The sequence below is a fragment of the Geodermatophilus sp. SYSU D01045 genome (assembly GCF_054050295.1).
This window is the reverse complement of record NZ_JBJGZB010000007.1, coordinates 80,809-98,540: the sequence shown is the minus strand read 5'-3', so window position 1 is coordinate 98,540 and position 17,732 is coordinate 80,809. Positions and strand designations below refer to the sequence as shown.

Annotated in this window: 17 protein-coding genes; 11 read left to right on the top strand and 6 right to left on the bottom strand. The window is 75.6% G+C overall.

What is annotated here, in order from left to right; translation table 11 throughout:
* Positions 1-304: 304 nt before the first annotated feature.
* Positions 305-934, top strand: coding sequence for a hypothetical protein (locus ACI798_RS07870; RefSeq protein ID WP_456940489.1), 630 nt, complete (start codon positions 305-307; stop codon positions 932-934).
* Positions 935-940: 6 nt separating this feature from the next.
* Here the strand turns inward: ACI798_RS07870 and ACI798_RS07865 are convergent, their stop codons facing one another.
* Complete coding sequence (locus ACI798_RS07865) at positions 941-1,831, bottom strand: diguanylate cyclase domain-containing protein (protein WP_456940490.1); 891 nt, start codon at positions 1,829-1,831, stop codon at positions 941-943.
* A gap of 129 nt (positions 1,832-1,960) precedes the next feature.
* On the opposite strand from ACI798_RS07865, the gene ACI798_RS07860 reads away from it, so the two are divergent.
* Complete coding sequence (locus ACI798_RS07860) at positions 1,961-2,905, top strand: hydroxymethylglutaryl-CoA lyase (protein ID WP_457047634.1); 945 nt, start codon at positions 1,961-1,963, stop codon at positions 2,903-2,905.
* Positions 2,902-3,402 carry a flavin reductase family protein gene (locus ACI798_RS07855; RefSeq protein WP_456940492.1) on the top strand — a complete coding sequence of 167 codons (501 nt, stop codon included), beginning with the start codon at positions 2,902-2,904 and terminating at the stop codon, positions 3,400-3,402. The genes ACI798_RS07860 and ACI798_RS07855 overlap by 4 nt, the downstream gene beginning before the upstream one ends.
* A gap of 13 nt (positions 3,403-3,415) precedes the next feature.
* On the opposite strand, the gene ACI798_RS07850 is transcribed toward ACI798_RS07855, so the two are convergent.
* Complete coding sequence (locus tag ACI798_RS07850; RefSeq protein ID WP_456940493.1) at positions 3,416-5,815, bottom strand: SpoIIE family protein phosphatase; 2,400 nt, start codon at positions 5,813-5,815, stop codon at positions 3,416-3,418.
* 121 nt (positions 5,816-5,936) lie between these two features.
* On the opposite strand from ACI798_RS07850, the gene ACI798_RS07845 reads away from it, so the two are divergent.
* Positions 5,937-6,770 (top strand): hypothetical protein, encoded by an 834-nt coding sequence (locus ACI798_RS07845; protein WP_457047633.1) that lies wholly within the window; start codon positions 5,937-5,939, stop codon positions 6,768-6,770.
* Positions 6,771-6,774: 4 nt separating this feature from the next.
* Here ACI798_RS07845 and ACI798_RS07840 read toward each other — a convergent pair whose 3' ends face one another.
* Together ACI798_RS07840 and ACI798_RS07835 are read right to left on the bottom strand one after the other, a co-directional pair.
* Positions 6,775-7,257 (bottom strand): hypothetical protein, encoded by a 483-nt coding sequence (locus tag ACI798_RS07840; RefSeq protein WP_457047632.1) that lies wholly within the window; start codon positions 7,255-7,257, stop codon positions 6,775-6,777.
* Complete coding sequence (locus ACI798_RS07835) at positions 7,250-7,615, bottom strand: hypothetical protein (protein WP_456940496.1); 366 nt, start codon at positions 7,613-7,615, stop codon at positions 7,250-7,252. The genes ACI798_RS07840 and ACI798_RS07835 overlap by 8 nt, the downstream gene beginning before the upstream one ends.
* Before the next feature lie 62 nt (positions 7,616-7,677).
* Here ACI798_RS07835 and ACI798_RS07830 point away from each other — a divergent pair, with 62 nt between their 5' ends.
* Positions 7,678-8,487, top strand: coding sequence for a PaaX family transcriptional regulator C-terminal domain-containing protein (locus tag ACI798_RS07830; RefSeq protein ID WP_457047631.1), 810 nt, complete (start codon positions 7,678-7,680; stop codon positions 8,485-8,487).
* A gap of 26 nt (positions 8,488-8,513) precedes the next feature.
* Here ACI798_RS07830 and ACI798_RS07825 read toward each other — a convergent pair whose 3' ends face one another.
* The gene (locus ACI798_RS07825) at positions 8,514-9,506 is read right to left on the bottom strand and encodes an aldo/keto reductase (protein WP_457047630.1); all 993 of its coding nucleotides are present in this window, start codon (positions 9,504-9,506) and stop codon (positions 8,514-8,516) included.
* A 134-nt stretch (positions 9,507-9,640) separates the two neighbouring features.
* Between ACI798_RS07825 and ACI798_RS07820 the strand changes: the two genes are divergently transcribed.
* The 4 genes from ACI798_RS07820 to ACI798_RS07805 are packed head-to-tail and all read left to right on the top strand — an operon-like array spanning position 9,641 to position 13,439.
* Entirely contained in the window at positions 9,641-10,651 is a 1,011-nt protein-coding gene (locus ACI798_RS07820) for a siderophore ABC transporter substrate-binding protein (RefSeq protein ID WP_456940499.1), read from the top strand.
* 16 nt (positions 10,652-10,667) lie between these two features.
* On the top strand, positions 10,668-11,687 hold the full coding sequence (locus tag ACI798_RS07815) for an ABC transporter permease (RefSeq protein WP_456940500.1): 1,020 nt from the start codon (positions 10,668-10,670) through the stop codon (positions 11,685-11,687).
* The gene (locus ACI798_RS07810) at positions 11,677-12,684 is read left to right on the top strand and encodes an iron chelate uptake ABC transporter family permease subunit (RefSeq protein WP_456940501.1); all 1,008 of its coding nucleotides are present in this window, start codon (positions 11,677-11,679) and stop codon (positions 12,682-12,684) included. Before ACI798_RS07815 ends, ACI798_RS07810 begins: the two co-directional genes overlap by 11 nt.
* Positions 12,681-13,439: an iron ABC transporter ATP-binding protein gene (locus ACI798_RS07805; RefSeq protein WP_457047629.1), complete on the top strand. Its 759-nt coding sequence runs from the start codon at positions 12,681-12,683 to the stop codon at positions 13,437-13,439. Before ACI798_RS07810 ends, ACI798_RS07805 begins: the two co-directional genes overlap by 4 nt.
* Positions 13,440-13,503: 64 nt before the next feature.
* Here ACI798_RS07805 and ACI798_RS07800 read toward each other — a convergent pair whose 3' ends face one another.
* Positions 13,504-14,175, bottom strand: a complete 672-nt coding sequence (locus ACI798_RS07800; protein WP_457047628.1) for a hypothetical protein — start codon at positions 14,173-14,175, stop codon at positions 13,504-13,506.
* Between the two features lie 137 nt (positions 14,176-14,312).
* Between ACI798_RS07800 and ACI798_RS07795 the strand changes: the two genes are divergently transcribed.
* Together ACI798_RS07795 and ACI798_RS07790 are read left to right on the top strand one after the other, a co-directional pair.
* Positions 14,313-15,785, top strand: a complete 1,473-nt coding sequence (locus ACI798_RS07795; RefSeq protein ID WP_457047627.1) for a S8 family serine peptidase — start codon at positions 14,313-14,315, stop codon at positions 15,783-15,785.
* Between the two features lie 164 nt (positions 15,786-15,949).
* Positions 15,950-17,731, top strand: coding sequence for an N-acetylglutaminylglutamine amidotransferase (locus ACI798_RS07790; RefSeq protein WP_456942006.1), 1,782 nt, complete (start codon positions 15,950-15,952; stop codon positions 17,729-17,731).
* Position 17,732: the final 1 nt, after the last annotated feature.

The window sequence follows — 17,732 nt, the reverse complement described above, 5'->3', positions numbered from 1 at the left end:
ACCGCCTCACAGCGCAGCCGGTGGTCGAACAGCAGCGCGGGATCGGCGTGGACGCCCTGGACGACGCGGCGGAACGACCGCAGGTGCCGCGACGTCAGGTCACCGGTGGACACGGCGTGACTCCCGACGAAGACGCCGGTGACGAACCGAGCAGGACCGGGCACCGGGAGAGGGTGGCCTGCGCGGCCCACATCCCGCCGTCGTCGTCCACAGGCGCGGTAGGAATGGCCATTTCTGCCACGGTCGGGTGTGGACACGGGGTCGGACCCCCGTCCCGGGAGGGCGGCGACCGCAGACTGGGCGCATGAGCGGTCAGCCGTACGAGCAGGAGTGGGACGTCGTCCCGCCCGGGTCCGTCCCCCCTCCCCCGCCGCCCGCGTACGGCAACCAGCCCACGTACGGCGCCCAGCACGTCCACGGCGTCCGGTACGGCCCCGTGCCGCCCTACGCGCAGGTCCCGCCCCACCCCCAGCCGGGTCCGTACGGTCCCGGCTGGGTGGCGGTGCCGCTCGCGCCTCCGGCGTGGCCGCACGGTCCCGGGCGGCCGGGGACGGCGACCACCGCGGCCGTGCTCGGTTTCGTCACCGGCGGCCTGACCGCGCTGGTGTCGCTGGCCTTCCTCGTCGCGGTGCTCACCGGCGCCGAGGACGACCCGATCACCGTCACGCTGCTGCTCGGCCTCCCCTGCGCGGCCGGGCTGGTCACCGGGGCGGCGCGGCTGCTGGGCCGGCACTCCCCGACGGTCCTGTTCGCCTCAGCGCTCGCCTCGGTCGTCGTCCTCTTCCTCGCCCTCGTCGTCGGCGCCGCGACGCAGGACGCCGACGACGTGGCCGGCTTCACCGCGTTCCTCGTGCTCGCGCTGCCGCTGCCGGTGCTCACCGCGGTGTTCGCCCGGCTGCCGCGCACGGTGGGCTGGGCCGGCCCGCGCGCCTGAGGGAGCTCAGCGGCGGCGGGCCTTGTCGGCGTACATCGCCGCGTCGGCCTCCCGGACCACGGCCTCCTGCGCGTCCTCGGGGTCCACTCCGCCGTCGACCGAGCCGATGCCGATGCTCAGGCCCACCCGCACGGTGGTCGAGCCGATGCTCAGCGAGCCGGGGAACGCCTCCCGCAGCCGTGTGGCCAGCACCTCGGCGTCCGCCCGCTCGGTGTTCTCGCAGACGACGGCGAACTCGTCGCCGCCCAGCCGGGCGGCGGTGTCGCTGGCCCGCAGCACCGACGCCAGGTGGCCGGCCACGGCCACGAGGACGGCGTCACCGACGGGGTGACCGAACTGGTCGTTGACCGCCTTGAACCCGTCGAGGTCGAGCACCAGCACGCAGGTCGGCGTGTGCTCGCGGTGGCCGCGTTCGAGCGCGTGCCGCAGCCGGTCGTGGAACAGCAGCCGGTTGGGCAGCCCGGTGAGCGGGTCGTGCGCCGACAGGTGCAGCAGCCGGGCCTCCATCGCCTTGCGCTCGGTGACGTCCTCGACCACCAGGACCAGGTGGGGCGGGGTGACGTCCGGGGTGCCGTCGACCCAGGACGACGTCACCTGGACCGGCACGACCTCCCCGTCGGACCGCACCATCCGGCACTCGTGCCGGGCCCGGCCGCGGCTCTCCCGCAGGCCGGTGAGGACGGCCTCCGCGCCGGCCACGTCCTCGGGGTGGGTGACGGCGGACAGCGTCGTGCCGCGCAACGACCCGGGGTCGCGGCCGAGCAGCTCGCCGAGCGCGGCGTTCGCCTCGATCAGCACGCCCTCCGGGGTGCTCAGCGCCACGCCCATCGGCGAGTTGGTGAACGCGCTGCCCAGATCGGGGGGCGGCAGGGTGCCCGTGGCACGCCCTCCGTCCACGGCGCCTCCTCCCGCACCTCGGCTCGGTGTACCGACCCCAGTCATTACCTCCTCCGTTCCACGTGGAACCCCCTCACGAGGCAGGATGGTCGGGTTCCCCCGTCCGGGCGAGCAGACAGGAGGGCAGCGGTGCCGTCGGACTTCGACCTGGTGCTGCCGACGGCGGTGGACGTCCGCGAGGTCGGCATGCGGGACGGGCTGCAGCTGGAGGCCCCCGTCCCGCTCGAGGGCAAGCTCGCGATGCTCGAGGCGCTGGTGGCCACCGGCGTGCGCCGCATCGAGGTGACGTCGTTCGTCTCGCCGAAGGCCGTCCCGGCGCTGGCCGACGCCGACCGGGTGGCCGCCGAGCTGTCCCGGTGGCCGGGTGTGCACTGGTCGGCGCTGGTCGCCAACCCCCGCGGCGCGGTGCGCGCGGTCGACGCCGGCATCGCCGACCTCGAGCTGGTCGTGTCCGCCTCCGACGGGCACAGCCGGGCCAACGCCGGCCGCTCCACCGCCGAGGCCCTGACCGGCGTCGGCGAGGTGGCCGCGCTGGCGCACGGCGCCGGCGGCTCGCTGGAGGTCGTCGTCGCCACCGCCTGGGACTGCCCGTTCGACGGGCGCACCCCGATCGCCCGCACCGTCGACGTCTGCCGCGCCGCGGTCACCGCCGGCGCCGACGCCCTGTGCCTGGGCGACACGATCGGGACGACGACGCCGGCGCGGGTGGTCAGCCTGCTGCACGCCGTCCGGCGCGCCTGCCCCGGCACCCCGGTCGCGGTCCACTTCCACGACACCCGCGGCACCGGCCAGGCCAACGCGCTGGCCGCCGTCCAGGCCGGGGTGACCCAGCTCGACGCCTCCGTCGGCGGGCTCGGCGGCTGCCCGTTCGCGCCCGGCGCGAGCGGCAACATCGCCACCGAGGAGCTCGTCCACTGGCTGGAGGAGTCCGACGTGCGCACCGGCATCGACCTGGACGCGCTGCTGGCCGCCGCGCGGGTCACCGAGTCCGCTGTCGGCCACGAGCTGCCCAGCTCCCTGTACCGCGCCGGCGGTCGCTCGGTCCCCCGGGCGGCGGCCGGGACGACGGCGTGAGCGGTCCGGCGGAGGTCGTCGACCCGCGGGTCATGCGGGACGTGCTCGGCCACTTCGCCTCCGGCGTCACCGTGGTCACCGCGGACACCGACGACGGCCCGATCGGCTTCACCTGCCAGTCGTTCAGCTCGCTGTCGCTGGACCCGCCGCTGGTGGCGCTCGCGCCGGCGCGCACGTCGAGCACCTGGCCGCGGCTGCGGGCCATCGGCCGGTTCTGCGTCAACGTCCTCGCCGAGGACCAGTCCGGGCTGTCGGCGGCGTTCGCGCGCTCGGGCGTCGACAAGTTCGCCGGCGTCCCGTGGCGGCCGAGCCGGCGCGGCTCCCCGGTGCTCGACGGCGTCGTCGCGTGGATCGACTGCACGCTGTGGGCGGAGTACGACGGCGGCGACCACACGATCGTCGCGGCCCGCGTGCTGGACCTCGGCGCCGACCCCGGCCGCCGTCCGTTGCTGTTCCACCGCGGCCGCTACGGGTTCGTGGAGGTCGACGGCGCCTGACGGGCCGGGACGGTCAGCCGAAGCGGACGGCGATCAGCGCGACGTCGTCGCGGCCGTCGAGGGTGCCGCTGACCGCAGCGTCGCACAGGTCGCGGGGCGAGGCGTCGACCGGGGTGGCCGACAGCCGCTCCACCAGCGCGGCGATGCCCTGGTCGAGGTCCGAGCCGGGGGTCTCCACCAGCCCGTCGGTGTAGGCGAGCACCGTGGAGCCCGGCGGCAGCCGCAGCGTCCGCGTCCGCCGCGTGGCGGTGGCGTCGACGCCGACCAGCAGGCCGGTGACGCCGTCGACCGGCTGCACGGAGCCGTCGGGTGAGCGCAGCAGCAGCGGCGGGTGGCCGGCGTTGGCCAGCTGCGCGGTCCAGGCGCCGCCGGGCCCGTCCGGCGGGAGGGCGCGCAGGTAGGCCATCGTCGCCAGCGAGGCGACCCGCAGGCCCTGCACCAGCCGGTCGACGCGGGTGAGCACCGTGCTCGGGTACGGGTCGGGGGCGTCCCAGAGGCAGGCGCGGATCAGCCCGCGCAGGTGGCCCATCGCGGCCGCCGCGGCGACGTCGTGGCCGACGACGTCGCCGACGACCATCCCGACCGACCCGTCGGGCAGCTGCAGCAGGTCGTAGAAGTCCCCGCCGACGTCGGCCGCGGTCGAGGCGCTGACGTAGTGCGCGGCCGCCTCGAGGCCGGCGATCTCCGGCAGGTCCGGCAGCAGGGACCGCTGGAGGGTGTCGGCGACGGCGTGCTCCTGCTGGTAGAGCCGCACGTTGTCCATGACCAGGGCCGCCCGGCGGGCGAGGTCCTCGACCAGCCCGACGTCGTGGGGGGTGAACGGGCGCTCCGGCGAGGTGCGCACCAGCGTGATCGCCCCACGGGTGCGGCGGCGGGCCACCATGGGCGCGCTCAACGCCGACGCCGCGCCCAGCCGCTGGGCGATCTCCTGGGCCACCGGGGAGGCGGTCTCCCCGTCCAGCCGCTCGGGCAGCCGCTCGACCAGCACCGCGCGCGAGGTGGCGATGCTGCGCTGGCTCGGCGAGTCCGGGGGCAGCCGCAGGGCGTGCCCGGCGTCGAACCGGCGAAGGTCGGTGCGCTGGTGCTCGCGGTCGCGGGAGACCAGCTCCCGGACCTCCCCGGACTCGTCGACGAGCGTGATGACCGCCCAGTCGGCCAGCTGCGGCACGCACAGGGTGGCCAGCCGGTCGAGCACGTCGGCGACGTCGAGGGTGGCGATCAGCGTGCTGGTCGCCTCGGCCATGAGCGCGAGCCGCGCCTGGGCGCTCTCGGCGTCCTCCTGTGCCCGCTCGGCGTCCGCCCGTGCCTGCTCGGCCACCGCGCGGGCGAGCTCGGCCTCCTGCCGGGCGGCCTGCTCGGCGGCGAAGGCGGCCTCCCGCTCGGCCTCGACCCGCACCCGCTCGGTGACGTCGGTCTGGACGCCGACGAAGCTGACCAGCTCGCCGTCGCCGTCGAACACCGGGCTGATCGCGAGCTGGTTCCAGAAGGCGGTGCCGTCGCGGCGGTGGTTGAGCAGCGTGACGGTGGTCGCCTCCCGCGCCTGCAGGGCCGCGCGGATCTGCTCGATGGTGCCCCGGTCCGTGCTGGGGCCCTGCAGGAAGCGGCAGTTGCGCCCCACCGACTCCTCGTAGGAGTACCCGGTGATCCGGGAGAACGACGGGTTGACCCAGACCAGCGGGTTGTCCGGCTGGCGGGGGTCGGTGATCGTGAACGCGATGTCGGTGGCCACCACGGCCCGCTCGCGCAGCGCCTGCAGCTCGGCGTCGGCGTCCTCGCCGCCCGCGTTCTCGACCTCCAGCAGCACCACCAGCGACAGCTGCTGCGTGCTGTCCGGCTGCGACAGCGGGAAGCCGGTCACCCAGAGCAGCCGGTCGGCGTCCCCGTCGTCCTCCCGGGCGCGGCCGGCGTCGGTGCTGCGGCCCGGCGAGAGCCGCACCGCCTCGCCGGTGACGGGCGCGCCCTGGGCCACCAGCGACAGCGGGCCGCTCGTCCGGGCCAGCGGGGCGCCGCCGAGGTCGGTGAGGCCGGCCGACGCGCCCCAGGTGTCGACGTCGACCGGCAGGCGGACGTTGCCGGCCATCTCGACCGCGGCGGTGTTCGCGTAGGTGACCGCGCCCGACTCCTGGTCGATGAGCAGGACCGCGACCGGGACGTCGGCCAGGACCGCGGGCAGGGCCGTGGAGGCGGAGCGGTCCCCGCGGTGCTCGGAGACGACGGCGGTGGCGGCGCTGACGATGCCGGCCTGCCGGTCCGAGGCGCCGTCCGCGGCGGGTGCCGTGGCCTCGGCCATGGCGGCGCGGGTGCGCGGGGGGATGCCGTCGCCGGGCGGGGAGTCGGTGGGCCCGCCGACACCGGGGAGCAGCCCGGGCGGCGGCCCCAGCTCCTCCCGCGGTCGGTTGCCGTCCGGTCGCACGCAACGAATCTACCGGCTGTCCCAGGCCGACCGCCTCCGACCGCCAGGTGACCTGCCCGGACAGGTGTGCGCGGCGCCCCGCCGGGCACCTTCCCGGGAGACCACTCGGGAGGGAGACGTCATGGGACTGCTCGACCGGCTCCTCGGCCGGCGCCGTGCGCCGGAACCCTCGGCCTACGGCGGCTACGACGGCTACGCCCCGCCGCCCGCACCGCCGCCCGCTCCCCCGGCCTCCGGGGACCGGCAGCTGACCGACCAGCAGGCCATCCAGCGCTACCGCTACCTGCTGAAGACCGCGCCGCCGGACCAGATCGAGCAGGCGCACGCGGAGGCCTTCGCCCAGCTCACCCCGGAGCAGCGGCAGGAGGTGCTGACCCAGCTCGCGGCCGGGGTGCCGGCGTCCGAACGCCCGCGCAGCGACGACGCCCAGACGCTGGCCCGGGTCGCCACCCGCGCCGAGCTGCGCCAGCCCGGGTTCCTCGAGCGGACCTTCGGCGGCTACGGCGGCGGTCCCGGCTACGGGCCCGGCTACGGGCCCGGCTACGGCGCCGGTTACGGGGGCGGGTACGGCTACGGGGGCGGCTACGGGCCCCGGATGGGCGGCTTCGCCGGCTCCATCGGCGGCAGCATGCTCGGCACCATCGGCGGCCTGGTCATCGGGACGGCGGTCGCCGACGCACTGTTCGACACCGGACTGGGCGACTCCGGGCTGTTCGGCGGCGGCGACGAGGAGGCCTACGCCGAGGGCTACCAGGACGGCGCCGGGGCCGGCGACGGCGGCGGGGGCGACCACGCGGCCTCCGACGGTGACTACGGCGGGGACCCGGGCGCCGACTTCGCGGGCGGGGCCGACAACGGCTTCGGCGGCGGTGACTACGGCGGCGGCGGGGACTTTGGGGGCGGGGACTTCGGCGGCGGGGACTTCGGCGGCGACTTCGGGGGCGGCGACTTCTGACCGCTCAGGCCCGGCCGGGGCCGTCCTCGGGGACGGTCCCGGCCGCCTCCTCCCCCGACGACCCCGCCGCCACCTCGGCCTGGTGGCGCAGCCACAGCAGGCCGAGCACCGGCAGCACCAGCGGCACGAACCCGTAGCCGCGGCCGAACGCCGACCACACGGTCTCGTCCGGGAAGGCCGCCCGGTCCACCAGCGACAGCACGCCCACCACCAGCACGCCGGCCAGCTCCACCGAGCAGGCGACGACGGCGGTCCGCCGGCCCGCCCGCCCGCCGCGGGCCAGCCCGACCGTGGCGATCGCGTAGACCACCGCGGCCAGGGCCGACAGCAGGTAGGCCACCGGCGCCTCGTCGAAGCGGGTGGCCAGCTGCACGCCGGCGCGCGCCCCCGCGGCCAGCGCGAAGACGGCGTAGACGGCCACCAGCACCCGGCCCGGCCCGGCGGCGGTCCCGCCCGGCGCGGTGCCGCGCGCGTCCCGCTCAGGCACCGGGGGCCTCCCAGAGCTGCACCAGCCGCCACACCATGACGGCGGTGACCAGCGACGCCACGGCCAGCACCGTCCCCGCCCAGCGGCTGGGCTCGGTGCGCGACCACAGCACCCCGGCCACCGGCAGCAGGACGACGCCGGCCAGGTAGCCGACGAACGTCGCCGTCTCCGGGGGCCGCTGCCCGCCCGCCAGCGCCGCCGCCGCCACCACCGCCTGGACGACGAGCAGCACCTCGAGCACCGCGGCGCCGGCCAGGTGCAGCAGGCCGATCCGCCGGCGCGCGAGGGTGGAGGCCAGGCCGGCGAGCGCGACCAGCACGGCCACCGCCGTGGCCGACCAGACGAGGAGGGCGTTCATCGCCTCCCATGATCGCGCGCCTCGCGGGGGAGCCGGGAGCGGGCGCGGGGTAGGCATGGACCATGACCGTCCGCGACCTGGTGGTGGACCTGTGCACCGAGCACCTGGACGCCGTCACCGGCGACCCGGTGCCGCTGCAGGCGCTGGTCGGCCTCCTCGCCGCGTGCGGGGTGGCCGAACCGAGCGCGCGGGTCGCCGCGGCGGCGCTGCGCCGCGCCGGCTGGCTGGCCGCGTCCCGGCGCGGGCGGGAGACGCTGCTGGCCCCGACCGCGGTGCTGCGCGCGGCGGTGGCCGCCCGCGACGACCGGGTCCAGCGGCGGCTGGGCCCGTGGGACGGCGAGTGGCGGATGGTCGTCTACGGCGTCCCGGAGACCGACCGCGCGGCCCGCGAGCGGGTGCGGCGCGCCCTCGCCCGCGCCGGCTTCGGCCCGCTGGCGCCGGCCACCTGGGTGTCCCCGCACGCCGTCGCGCTGGAGGAGGTGCGCGCCGAGCTGGCCGGCGAGCGCACCTCCCGGCTGGACCTGCTCGCCGCGCACGTGGCCGACCCGCGGCTGTCCGACGCCGACCTGGCCGCCCGGTGCTGGGACCTCACCCGGCTCGGTACCGCCTGGACCCGGGTGCTCGACCGGCTGCGCGCGGTCGCCGGTGAGGTGCCCCAGGGCGCGGCCGCGCTCGGCCGGCACCTGCGGCTGCGGGCGGACATGCGGGCGGTGCTCACCGGCGACCCGCTGCTGCCCCCGGCGCTGCAGCCGGAGGCGTGGCCGGCGCGCGAGGTCCGCGACACGTGGACCGACGTCGGTGCCCGGCTGGCCGCCGCCGCCCGCGCCCACGTCGCCGAGGTGCTGGGGGCCGTCGCCCCCCGGGCAGCCTGAGGAGCCCTCGTCGCGGAGATGGCTCCTCAGCGGTGGACGCCGGACATGTCCGGGTAGCGGTCGCCGACCGCGGCGCCGACCGGGGCGGCCTCGTCGAGCCGGCGCAGGTCGTCGTCGGTGAGCCCGACGTCGGCGGCCGCGGCGTTCTCCTCGAGGTAGCGCACCCGCTTGGTCCCGGGGATCGGCACCACGCCCGGGTTGCCCCCGCGGTCGCTCTGCGCCATCACCCAGGCCAGCGCGAGCTGCGACGGCGTCACGCCCTTCTCGTCGGCGATCTCCCGCACCCGGTCGACCAGGCGCAGGTTCTGCTGGAACGCCTCGCCCTGGAACCGCGGGTTGTCCCGGCGGAAGTCGTCGGGCGCGAGGTCGTCGACGCTGCGGATCTGCCCGGAGAGGAAGCCGCGGCCGATCGGGGAGTAGGCGACGAACCCGATGCCGAGCTCGGCGCAGGTGGCCAGGACGCCGTTCTCCTCGGGGTCGCGGCTCCACAGCGAGTACTCGGTCTGCACGGCGGTGACCGGCTGGACGGCGTGCGCCCGGCGGATGGTCTCCGGCGCGGCCTCGGAGATGCCGACGTGGCGCACCTTGCCCGCCTCGACCAGCTCCGCCAGCGCGCCCCAGGTGTCCTCGACCGGGACGGTGGTGTCCACCCGGTGCTGGTAGTAGAGGTCGACGACGTCGACGCCGAGCCGCTCGAGCGAGGCGTCGCAGGCCCGCCGCACGTAGTCCGGCCGGCCGTTGATCCCGCGGAACGAGCCGTCCTCGCCGCGCTCGTTGCCGAACTTGGTCGCGAGCACCACCTCGTCGCGGCGCCCGGCGATGGCCTTCCCGACCAGCCGCTCGTTGGTGAACGGGCCGTACATGTCCGCGGTGTCGAGGAAGGTGACGCCGAGGTCGAGGGCCCGCTGGATCGTGCGCTCGGCCTCGGCCTGGTCGCCGGTGCCGTAGAACTCGCTCATCCCCATGCAGCCCAGCCCCATGGCGGGGACGGACAGGGAGCCGAGGGTGCGTGTCTGCATGGGCCGCTCCTGCCCGCCCGGGAACGGGGACAACCGGCCGTGAGCGGACCCCGCCGTTCCGCTGCTCCACGGGCTGTGGCAGGTTAGGCCGTCCTCAGTTAGGGCAGCCTGACCTACTTCCGAGCAGGAGAACGATGCGCACCGCGATCCGGCCGATGGCGGCCACCTCCCTGTCCCTGGCCACGGTCCTCGCGCTCGGCGCGTGCTCGTCCGACGAGCCGGTGGCCGAGGCCGCGACCGACGCCGGGACCGTCACGTGGACGTGGGACCGGAACACCGCCGCCGAGGACCAGGAGCCGGAGTACGAGGAGACGACGGTCGAGGTCCCGGTGGACCCGGAGCGGATCGTCGTCCTCGACATGGCCAGCCTCGACACCATCGGCGCGCTGGGCGGCGAGGTCGCCGGCGCCCCGCTGGAGTCGGTGCCCGACTACCTCCAGCAGTACCTGGCCGACGACGCGTTCGACGCGGGCACGCTGTTCGAGGCGGACCTGGTCGAGATCGAGTCGCAGCAGCCCGACCTCATCGTCATCGGCGGCCGCTCCGCGGCGCTGTACGAGGACCTCAGCGAGATCGCGCCGACGGTCGACCTGAGCCTGCGCGGCACCTACACCGAGACCCTCGAGCGCAACGCCACCTTCCTCGGCGAGGTGCTCGGCGCGGAGGACGAGGCGGCCGCGGCCGTCGCCGACCTCGAGGCGGGCATCGAGGAGGCGCGGGCCGCCACCGCCGACGCGGGCACCGGCCTCGGTCTCATGGTCTCCGGCGGCGAGCTCAGCGCGATGGCCCCGGCCGGCGACGGCGCGGACGCCCGCGGTGCGCGCGGCGGGCTCATCTACGACGCGTTCGGCGTGCAGCCCGTCGTCGACGACGTCCAGGCCGCCACGCACGGCGAGCCGGTGTCCTTCGAGTTCCTGCTGGAGACCGACCCCGACCACCTGTGGGTCGTCGACCGCGACGCCGCCACCGGCGAGGAGGGCGCGCAGGCGGCCGCGGCGGTGCTCGACAACGACATCGTGGCGCAGACGACCGCCGCGCAGCAGGACCAGATCCACTACCTCGACCCGGTCGCCTGGTACGTCGTCTTCGGTGGCATCGACACCACCCGGATCATGATCGACGACGTCCTGCAGATCGCCGGCTGAGTCCCGCACCTCCTCCGTGACGGCACTCGACACGGGTCCCGCGAGCACCCCCGCCCCGGCGCGCACCCGGCGCACCGGCGTGGGGGTGCTCGTCGGCGTGCTGCTCGCGGTCCTCGCGGTCGCGAGCCTGTTCACCGGCGTCTCCGACGTCTCCCCGGTGTCGGTGCTCACCGGCGGGTCCGACGGCACCGCGGCCTTCCTGCTCGGGGCCAGCCGGATCCCGCGCACCGTGGCCCTGGTCCTCGCCGGGGCCTCGCTGGGCATCGCCGGGCTGATCATGCAGATGCTCGTGCGGAACAGGTTCGTGGAGCCGAGCACCACCGGCGTCACCGAGTTCGCGACGCTCGGCATGCTCGTGACGACGGTGTTCCTGCCGGGGCTGGCCGTCGTCGGCAAGACGGTCGTCGCCGCGGTGTTCGGCCTCGTCGGGACCTGGGTGTTCCTGCGGGTGGTGCGGGCGGTGCCGGTCCGCCAGCTCGTCCTCGTCCCGCTGGTCGGCATCATGCTCGGCGGCGTCGTCGGCGCGGTGACGACGTTCGTCGCCTACCGCCTGGACCTGCTGCAGTCCCTCGGGCAGTGGGCGCAGGGCAGCTTCGCCGGCGTCGTGCAGGGCCGGTACGAGCTCGTGTGGATCGCCGGCGCGATGGTCGTCGTCGCCTGGCTGGCCGCCGACCGGTTCAGCGTCATCGGCCTCGGCGAGGAGTTCGCGACCAACCTGGGCCTCGACTACCGCCGCGTGGTCGCCGTGGGCATGGTCGTCGTCGCGGTCATCACCGCGGCCGTGCTCGTCACGGCGGGGCTGGTCCCGTTCCTCGGCCTCGTCGTCCCGAACGTCGTCAGCCTGCTGATCGGCGACAACGTGCGCCGGGCGATCCCGTGGGTCGCCGCGCTCGGGGCCCTGTTCGTCGTCGCCTGCGACGTCCTCGCGCGGGTCGTGCGCTTCCCCTACGAGATCCCGCTGTCGGTCGTCGTCGGCGTCGTCGGGGCGGTGCTGTTCCTCTGGCTGCTGCTGCGGAGGGGGAGCCGTGCTCACTGACCCCGCGCCGACGGCGGTCCGCCCCCGCGTGGCGGTGCGGGTGCGCCGGACCGGGCCCGCGGCCCGCCTGGCCGCGCTCGGCGCCGTCGTCCTCGCCCTGACCGCCGTCTACCTGTTCACCGACGTCCCCGGCTCGCTGGCCTACGCGCTGGAGAAGCGCGGCCTGACGGTGGCCGCGATGGTCGTCGTCGCGGCGGCGGTCGGGGTCTCGACGGTCGTCTTCCACACGATCACCCAGAACCGCGTCCTCACCCCGTCGATCATGGGGTTCGACGCGTTCTACGTCCTGGTCTCGACCGTCGTCGTCTTCGCCGCCGGGTCCGCGGCGTTCCTGGCGGCCGACCCGCTCGTCCTGTGGGCGGTGCAGGTGGCGGTCATGGTCGCGTTCAGCGTCGTGCTGTTCACCTGGCTGTTCGGCGGGAAGCGGCGGTCGATCCACCTGATGCTGCTGGTCGGCATCGTGCTGGGCACGTTCTTCCGCGCCTTCACCGAGTGGATGCAGCGGATGCTCGACCCGCTGGACTTCCAGGTGCTCTCCGACGCGTTCTTCGCCTCCCTGACCCGGCCCGACGAGACGCTGCTCGCGCTCACCGCGGGCCTCGTCGTCCTCGGCTGCGGGGTGGTCGTGCCGCTGCTGCGCACCCTGGACGTGCTGACCCTCGGCGAGCCGGCCGCGGTGGGCCTGGGCGTCGACCACCGGCGCGTGGTGATGACGCTGTTCCTGGTCGTCTCGGTGATGGTCGCGGCGTCGACGGCGCTCGTCGGGCCGATCCTGTTCTTCGGCCTGGTCGTCGCCAACCTCGCCTACTCGTGGGCGGGCTCGTTCCGCCACGTGTGGACGGTGCCCACGGCGGTGCTGCTCGGCGTCGTCTGCCTGCTCGGCGGCCAGCTGGTCCTGGAGCGGGTGCTCGGCTTCGGCGGCACCCTCTCCACGGTCATCGACTTCGCCGGCGGGCTGTTCTTCCTGTACCTCGTCCTGCGGAAGGGGGCGCGGTGATCGCGCTCGAGGGCGTCACCAAGCGCTACGGCGGCCAGACGGTGGTCGACGACGTCACGATCCGCCTCGGCGGCGAGGGGGTGACGGCGCTCATCGGCCCGAACGGCACGGGCAAGTCGACGCTGTTCGGCCTGATCGGCCGCCTGGTCCGGCCCGACGCCGGGCGGGTCACGGTGGACGGCCGGGACGTCGCGACGACGCCGTCGCAGGAGCTGGCCCGGCGCCTGGCCGTGCTGCGCCAGGACAACCACGTCGCCGCGCGGCTGACCGTCTCCGACCTCGTGGGGTTCGGGCGCTTCCCGCACTCGCGGGGCCGGCTCACCGTCGCCGACCGCGAGCACGTCGACCGGGCGATCGCCTACCTGGAGCTGGACCCCCACCGGGACCGCTTCCTCGACGAGCTGTCGGGCGGTCAGCGCCAGCGCGCGTTCATCGCGATGGTCCTCGCCCAGGACACCGAGTACGTGCTGCTCGACGAGCCGCTCAACAACCTCGACCTGCGGCACATGGGCGAGATCATGCGGCTGGTCCGGACGATGGCCGACGAGCTCGGGAAGCGGGTCGTCACCGTGCTGCACGACGTCAACTCGGCGGCGGCCCACGCCGACCGCATCGTGGCGATGCGGGACGGCGCCGTCGTCGCGGACGCCCCCGCACGCGACGTCATGCGTCCCGAGGTGCTGGCGGCGATCTACGACACGGCCGTCGACGTCCGCGAGATCGACGGCCGCCCGGTCGCCCTGTACTACGGCTGAGCGCGCGCGGTGTCGACCTGCTGTCGTCTCCCCGCGCGGGAGGGGACAGCAGGTCGACACCCGGCTACGCCCAGCGGGCGAGGGCGGTGCTGGTCCCCGGGTCGACCACGGTGAACCCCGCGTCGACCACCTCGACGTCGGCGTGCGGGCGCAGCGCCCGCCACCGCGCGACGCCGGGGTGCTCGACCACCACGGCGAAGCCGGCGGCCGCCCAGGCGGCGAACCGCCCGTCGGGCATGCGCACCGCCGACAACTGCGCCGCGTGACCGCAGGCCGCCGCCGCCTTGCCCAGCGGCAGGAACGGCTCCGGGCAGACCGAGACGACGAGCGGGCCGCCCGGCACCGGGTCGACCACCGGCCGGGCGCCGGGGTCGTCGAGCTCGCTGCCGGTCAGCTGCAGCTTCGCGACCTCCGGGGGGATGGCGTCGGTCGGACCCGGCACCAGCGCGCGGACCTCGGCCCCGGCCACCGCGGCGGTCACCCCCGGGAGCCCCGCGACCCGCTCCCACGCGACCCCCCGCGCCCGCCGGCAGTGCTTGCGGATCGCCCCGTCGGTCCACCGGCGGACCAGCGGCTCCCACTCCCCGCCGGGCAGCGTCCGGTCGTCGGCGAGCAGCCGCACGACCGCCACCGCCGCGGCCTCGCAGACCGCCGTCCGGCCCGGCGGCCCGACCCGCTCCACGCGCGCCACCAGCTGCATCGCCCAGGGGGCCTCGCCCGGCGGGTCGTCGTACACGCCCCCACCCTGACGGACGGGCGCGGCTCCCCCGGTACCCGGAACCCGGCGACACGCCCGGCCGCCGCCGCGGCGTGACCGGCGTCGCAGCGGCTCGTTCGGGCAGGGCACACGTCAGCCCTCAACGAGGAGAGCCCATGACCCGGTCCACCCGTCGCGTGCTCGGAGGAGGGAGCCTGGCCGCGCTGCTCGCGGGCGCGCTGCTGGCCTCCCCCGCCCAGGCGGCTCCCGAGCCGCTCGCGCCCGTCCAGGACTTCCTGGCCGACCAGCTGGCCGGCCTGGCCGCCGCCGTCCCGACCACCGTCCTGGTGCACGGGGAGGACGCGGAGGCCGCCCGGGACGCCGTCGCCGCCACCGGGATGCGGACCGTCACCGAGTTCGAGCGGATCGGCGTCGTCGTCGCCCGCGGCACCGCCGCCCAGGTGCAGGCCGCGCGCGGCGAGCCCGGCGTCACCTACCTCGAGGGCAACACCCCGATCGAGTTCGCGCAGGAGACCTCCAACACCGCGACCGGCGGCGCGCGGGCCGTGCAGACGCTGACCGGGCCCGACGGCTCCCCGCTCGACGGCAGCGGCGTCTCGGTCGCCGTCATCGACTCCGGCGTCGACCCGACCCACCCCTACCTGCGCGACCCCGACGGCGGCAGCGCCGTGGTGGCCAACCTCAAGAGCCTGTGCCTGCTGGAGACCACGACGACGCCGGACTGCGTCGTCCGGGTGCCGACCGTGGTCGACACCGACACGCTGGCGGTCGGCGGCCACGGCACGCACGTCAGCGGGATCGTGGCCGGCCGGCCGACGACGCTCTCCGACGGCGGCCGGCTGCAGGGCGCGGCCCCCGGCGCGAGCCTGGTCTCCGTCTCCACCGGCGCGGTGCTGCTGATCGTCGGCGCCGACGCGGCGCTGAACTGGGTCCTGGAGAACCACGAGCAGCCGTGCGGGGCCGGCGTCCCCGCCGACGTCTGCCCGCCGATCAAGGTCACCAACAACTCCTACGGCCCCTCCGGCGGCGGCGAGTTCGACCCGGAGAGCGCCACCGTGAAGCTGCAGCGCGCCCTGGCGGAGGAGGGGGTGGTCACCGTGTGGGCGGCCGGCAACGACGGCGGCGACGGCTCGACGTCGCTCACCAACCCGCCCGGCCAGGACCCGACCGGCGGGATCATCAGCGTCGCGTCCTACTCCGACCAGGACACCGGCACCCGCGACGGCACGATCAGCGAGTTCTCCTCGCGCGGCGCCGCGGCCGACCCCTCCACCTGGCCGGACGTCTCCGCGCCGGGCGAGGCCATCACGTCGTCGTGCCGGCTGTACCTGCCGATCTGCGCCACCGGCCTCGACCCGCGCAACGGCCCCGGCCTGCTCGACCTCGGCACCTTCAACACGATCAGCGGGACCTCGATGGCCGCACCGCACGTCGCGGGCATCGTCGCCCAGCTGTTCGAGGCCGACCCGACGGCGACCCCGGCCGAGGTCGAGGAGGCGATCACCGCGACGGCGTACCGCTACGCCGACGGCGCCGCCTACACCCCCGTCGGCGGCCGGACGACGTCGTTCGACAAGGGCACCGGCCTGGTCGACGTCCCCGCCGCGGTGGCCGCCCTGCTCGCCTGAGGAAGGACCCCCTCGCCCCCCACCCCTCGCACGCCCGGGGCGGGCCCCCGCGAGGGGGCCACCGGCACACGGCCCGGTTCCACGTGGAACCGGGCCGTGTGACGTGTCTGTGAACTCCGCCGACCACGTCGCGGTGATCGACGGGCTGGGGTTGGATCGAACCCATGTGCGGCCTCTCCGGCGAGATCAGGTTCGACGGCTCCCTGGCCGACACCACCGCGGTGGCGCGGATGGTCGAGGCGCTGGTCCCCCGCGGGCCGGACGGCCAGGGTCAGTGGAGCGCCGGCCGGGTGGCGTTCGGCCACCGCCGGCTGTCGGTCATCGACCTCTCCCCCAGCGGCTCCCAGCCGATGGTGGACAGCGAGCTGGGCCTCGAGGCGGTCTTCAACGGCTGCATCTACGACTACAAGGAGCTGCGCGCCGAGCTCGAGGGCCACGGCTACCGCTTCTTCTCCACCAGCGACACCGAGGTCCTGCTCAAGGGCTACCACCACTGGGGCCTGGACTTCGTCGACCACCTGCACGGCATGTTCGTCGTGGTCATCCACGAGCGGGACACCGGCCGCGTCGTCATGGCCCGCGACCGGCTGGGCATCAAGCCGCTGTACCTCGCCGAGACGCCGGGCCGGCTGCGGTTCGCCTCCTCCCTGCCGGCCCTGCTGCGCGCCGGCGACGTCGACACCTCCATCGACCCGGTCGCGCTGCACCACTACCTGACCTGGCACGCCGTCGTCCCGGCGCCGCGCACCCTGCTCAACGGGGTGCGCAAGCTGCCGCCGGCCACCGTCCGCGTCGTCGAGGCCGACGGCACCAGCCGCGAGCACCGCTACTGGGAGCCCACCTACGAGCGGCGCCCCGAGCACTCCGGCTGGTCGAACCGCGACTGGGAGGACGCGATCGAGGAGGCGCTGCGGGTCGCCGTCCGCCGCCGCCTGGTCTCCGACATCCCGGTCGGCGTGCTGCTGTCCGGCGGGCTGGACTCCAGCCTGATCGTCGGCCTGCTCGCGCAGGAGGGGCAGAGCGGCCTGGCCACCTACTCGATCGGCTTCGAGACCGTCGGCGGGCACGCGGGCGACGAGTTCCGCTACTCCGACGTCATCGCCGAGCGGTTCGGGACCAACCACCACCGCATCCGGGTGTCCTCCGACGAGCTCGCCGCCGCGCTCGGCCACGCCATCGGCGCGATGGCCGAGCCGATGGTCAGCCACGACGTCGTCGCCTTCGACCTGCTGTCCGAGCGGGTCAGCCAGTCGATCCGGGTGGTGCAGTCCGGGCAGGGCGCCGACGAGGTCTTCGCCGGCTACCACTGGTACCCGCCGCTGGCCGACGTCGGCCGCGAGGAGGCCGTCGAGCGCTACGCGAAGGCGTTCTTCGACCGCGGCGCGGAGGACGTGCGCGCGCTGGTCGGCGAGCGGTACGCCCTCGACGGCGACCCCAGCCTGGAGTTCGTCCGCGACCACATGTCCCGCGCCGGCGCGCAGACCGCCGTCGACGCCGCCCTGCGGCTGGACAGCGAGGTGATGCTCGTCGACGACCCGGTCAAGCGGGTGGACAACATGTCCATGGCGTGGGGCCTGGAGGCCCGGGTGCCCTTCCTCGACCACGACCTGGTGGAGCTCGCGGCCCAGTGCCCGCCCGAACTCAAGCTCGCCGACGGCGGCAAGGGCGTGCTCAAGGCGATCGGCCGCCGGATCATCCCGCCGGAGGTCATCGACCGGCCCAAGGGCTACTTCCCGGTGCCGGCGATCACCCACCTCGAGGGCAAGGTGCTCGGCCTGGTGAAGGACGCGCTGTCCAGTGAGGCGGCGCGGGAGCGGGCGCTGTTCCGCCCGGAGTACGTGTCCCGGCTGCTCCAGGACCCCAACGGGGAGCTCACGCCGCTGCGCGGCAACAAGCTCTGGCAGCTGGGGCTGCTGGAGCTGTGGCTGCAGAACCACGGGGTCTGAG

Coding starts and splice junctions, on each gene's coding strand:
- ACI798_RS07870 (WP_456940489.1), top strand. CDS start 305: ATGAGCGGTCAGCCGTACGAGCAGGAGTGGGACGTCGTCCCGCCCGGG.
- ACI798_RS07845 (WP_457047633.1), top strand. CDS start 5,937: ATGGGACTGCTCGACCGGCTCCTCGGCCGGCGCCGTGCGCCGGAACCC.
- ACI798_RS07835 (WP_456940496.1), bottom strand. CDS start 7,615: ATGAACGCCCTCCTCGTCTGGTCGGCCACGGCGGTGGCCGTGCTGGTC.
- ACI798_RS07830 (WP_457047631.1), top strand. CDS start 7,678: ATGACCGTCCGCGACCTGGTGGTGGACCTGTGCACCGAGCACCTGGAC.
- ACI798_RS07825 (WP_457047630.1), bottom strand. CDS start 9,506: ATGCAGACACGCACCCTCGGCTCCCTGTCCGTCCCCGCCATGGGGCTG.
- ACI798_RS07820 (WP_456940499.1), top strand. CDS start 9,641: ATGCGCACCGCGATCCGGCCGATGGCGGCCACCTCCCTGTCCCTGGCC.
- ACI798_RS07795 (WP_457047627.1), top strand. CDS start 14,313: ATGACCCGGTCCACCCGTCGCGTGCTCGGAGGAGGGAGCCTGGCCGCG.
- ACI798_RS07790 (WP_456942006.1), top strand. CDS start 15,950: ATGTGCGGCCTCTCCGGCGAGATCAGGTTCGACGGCTCCCTGGCCGAC.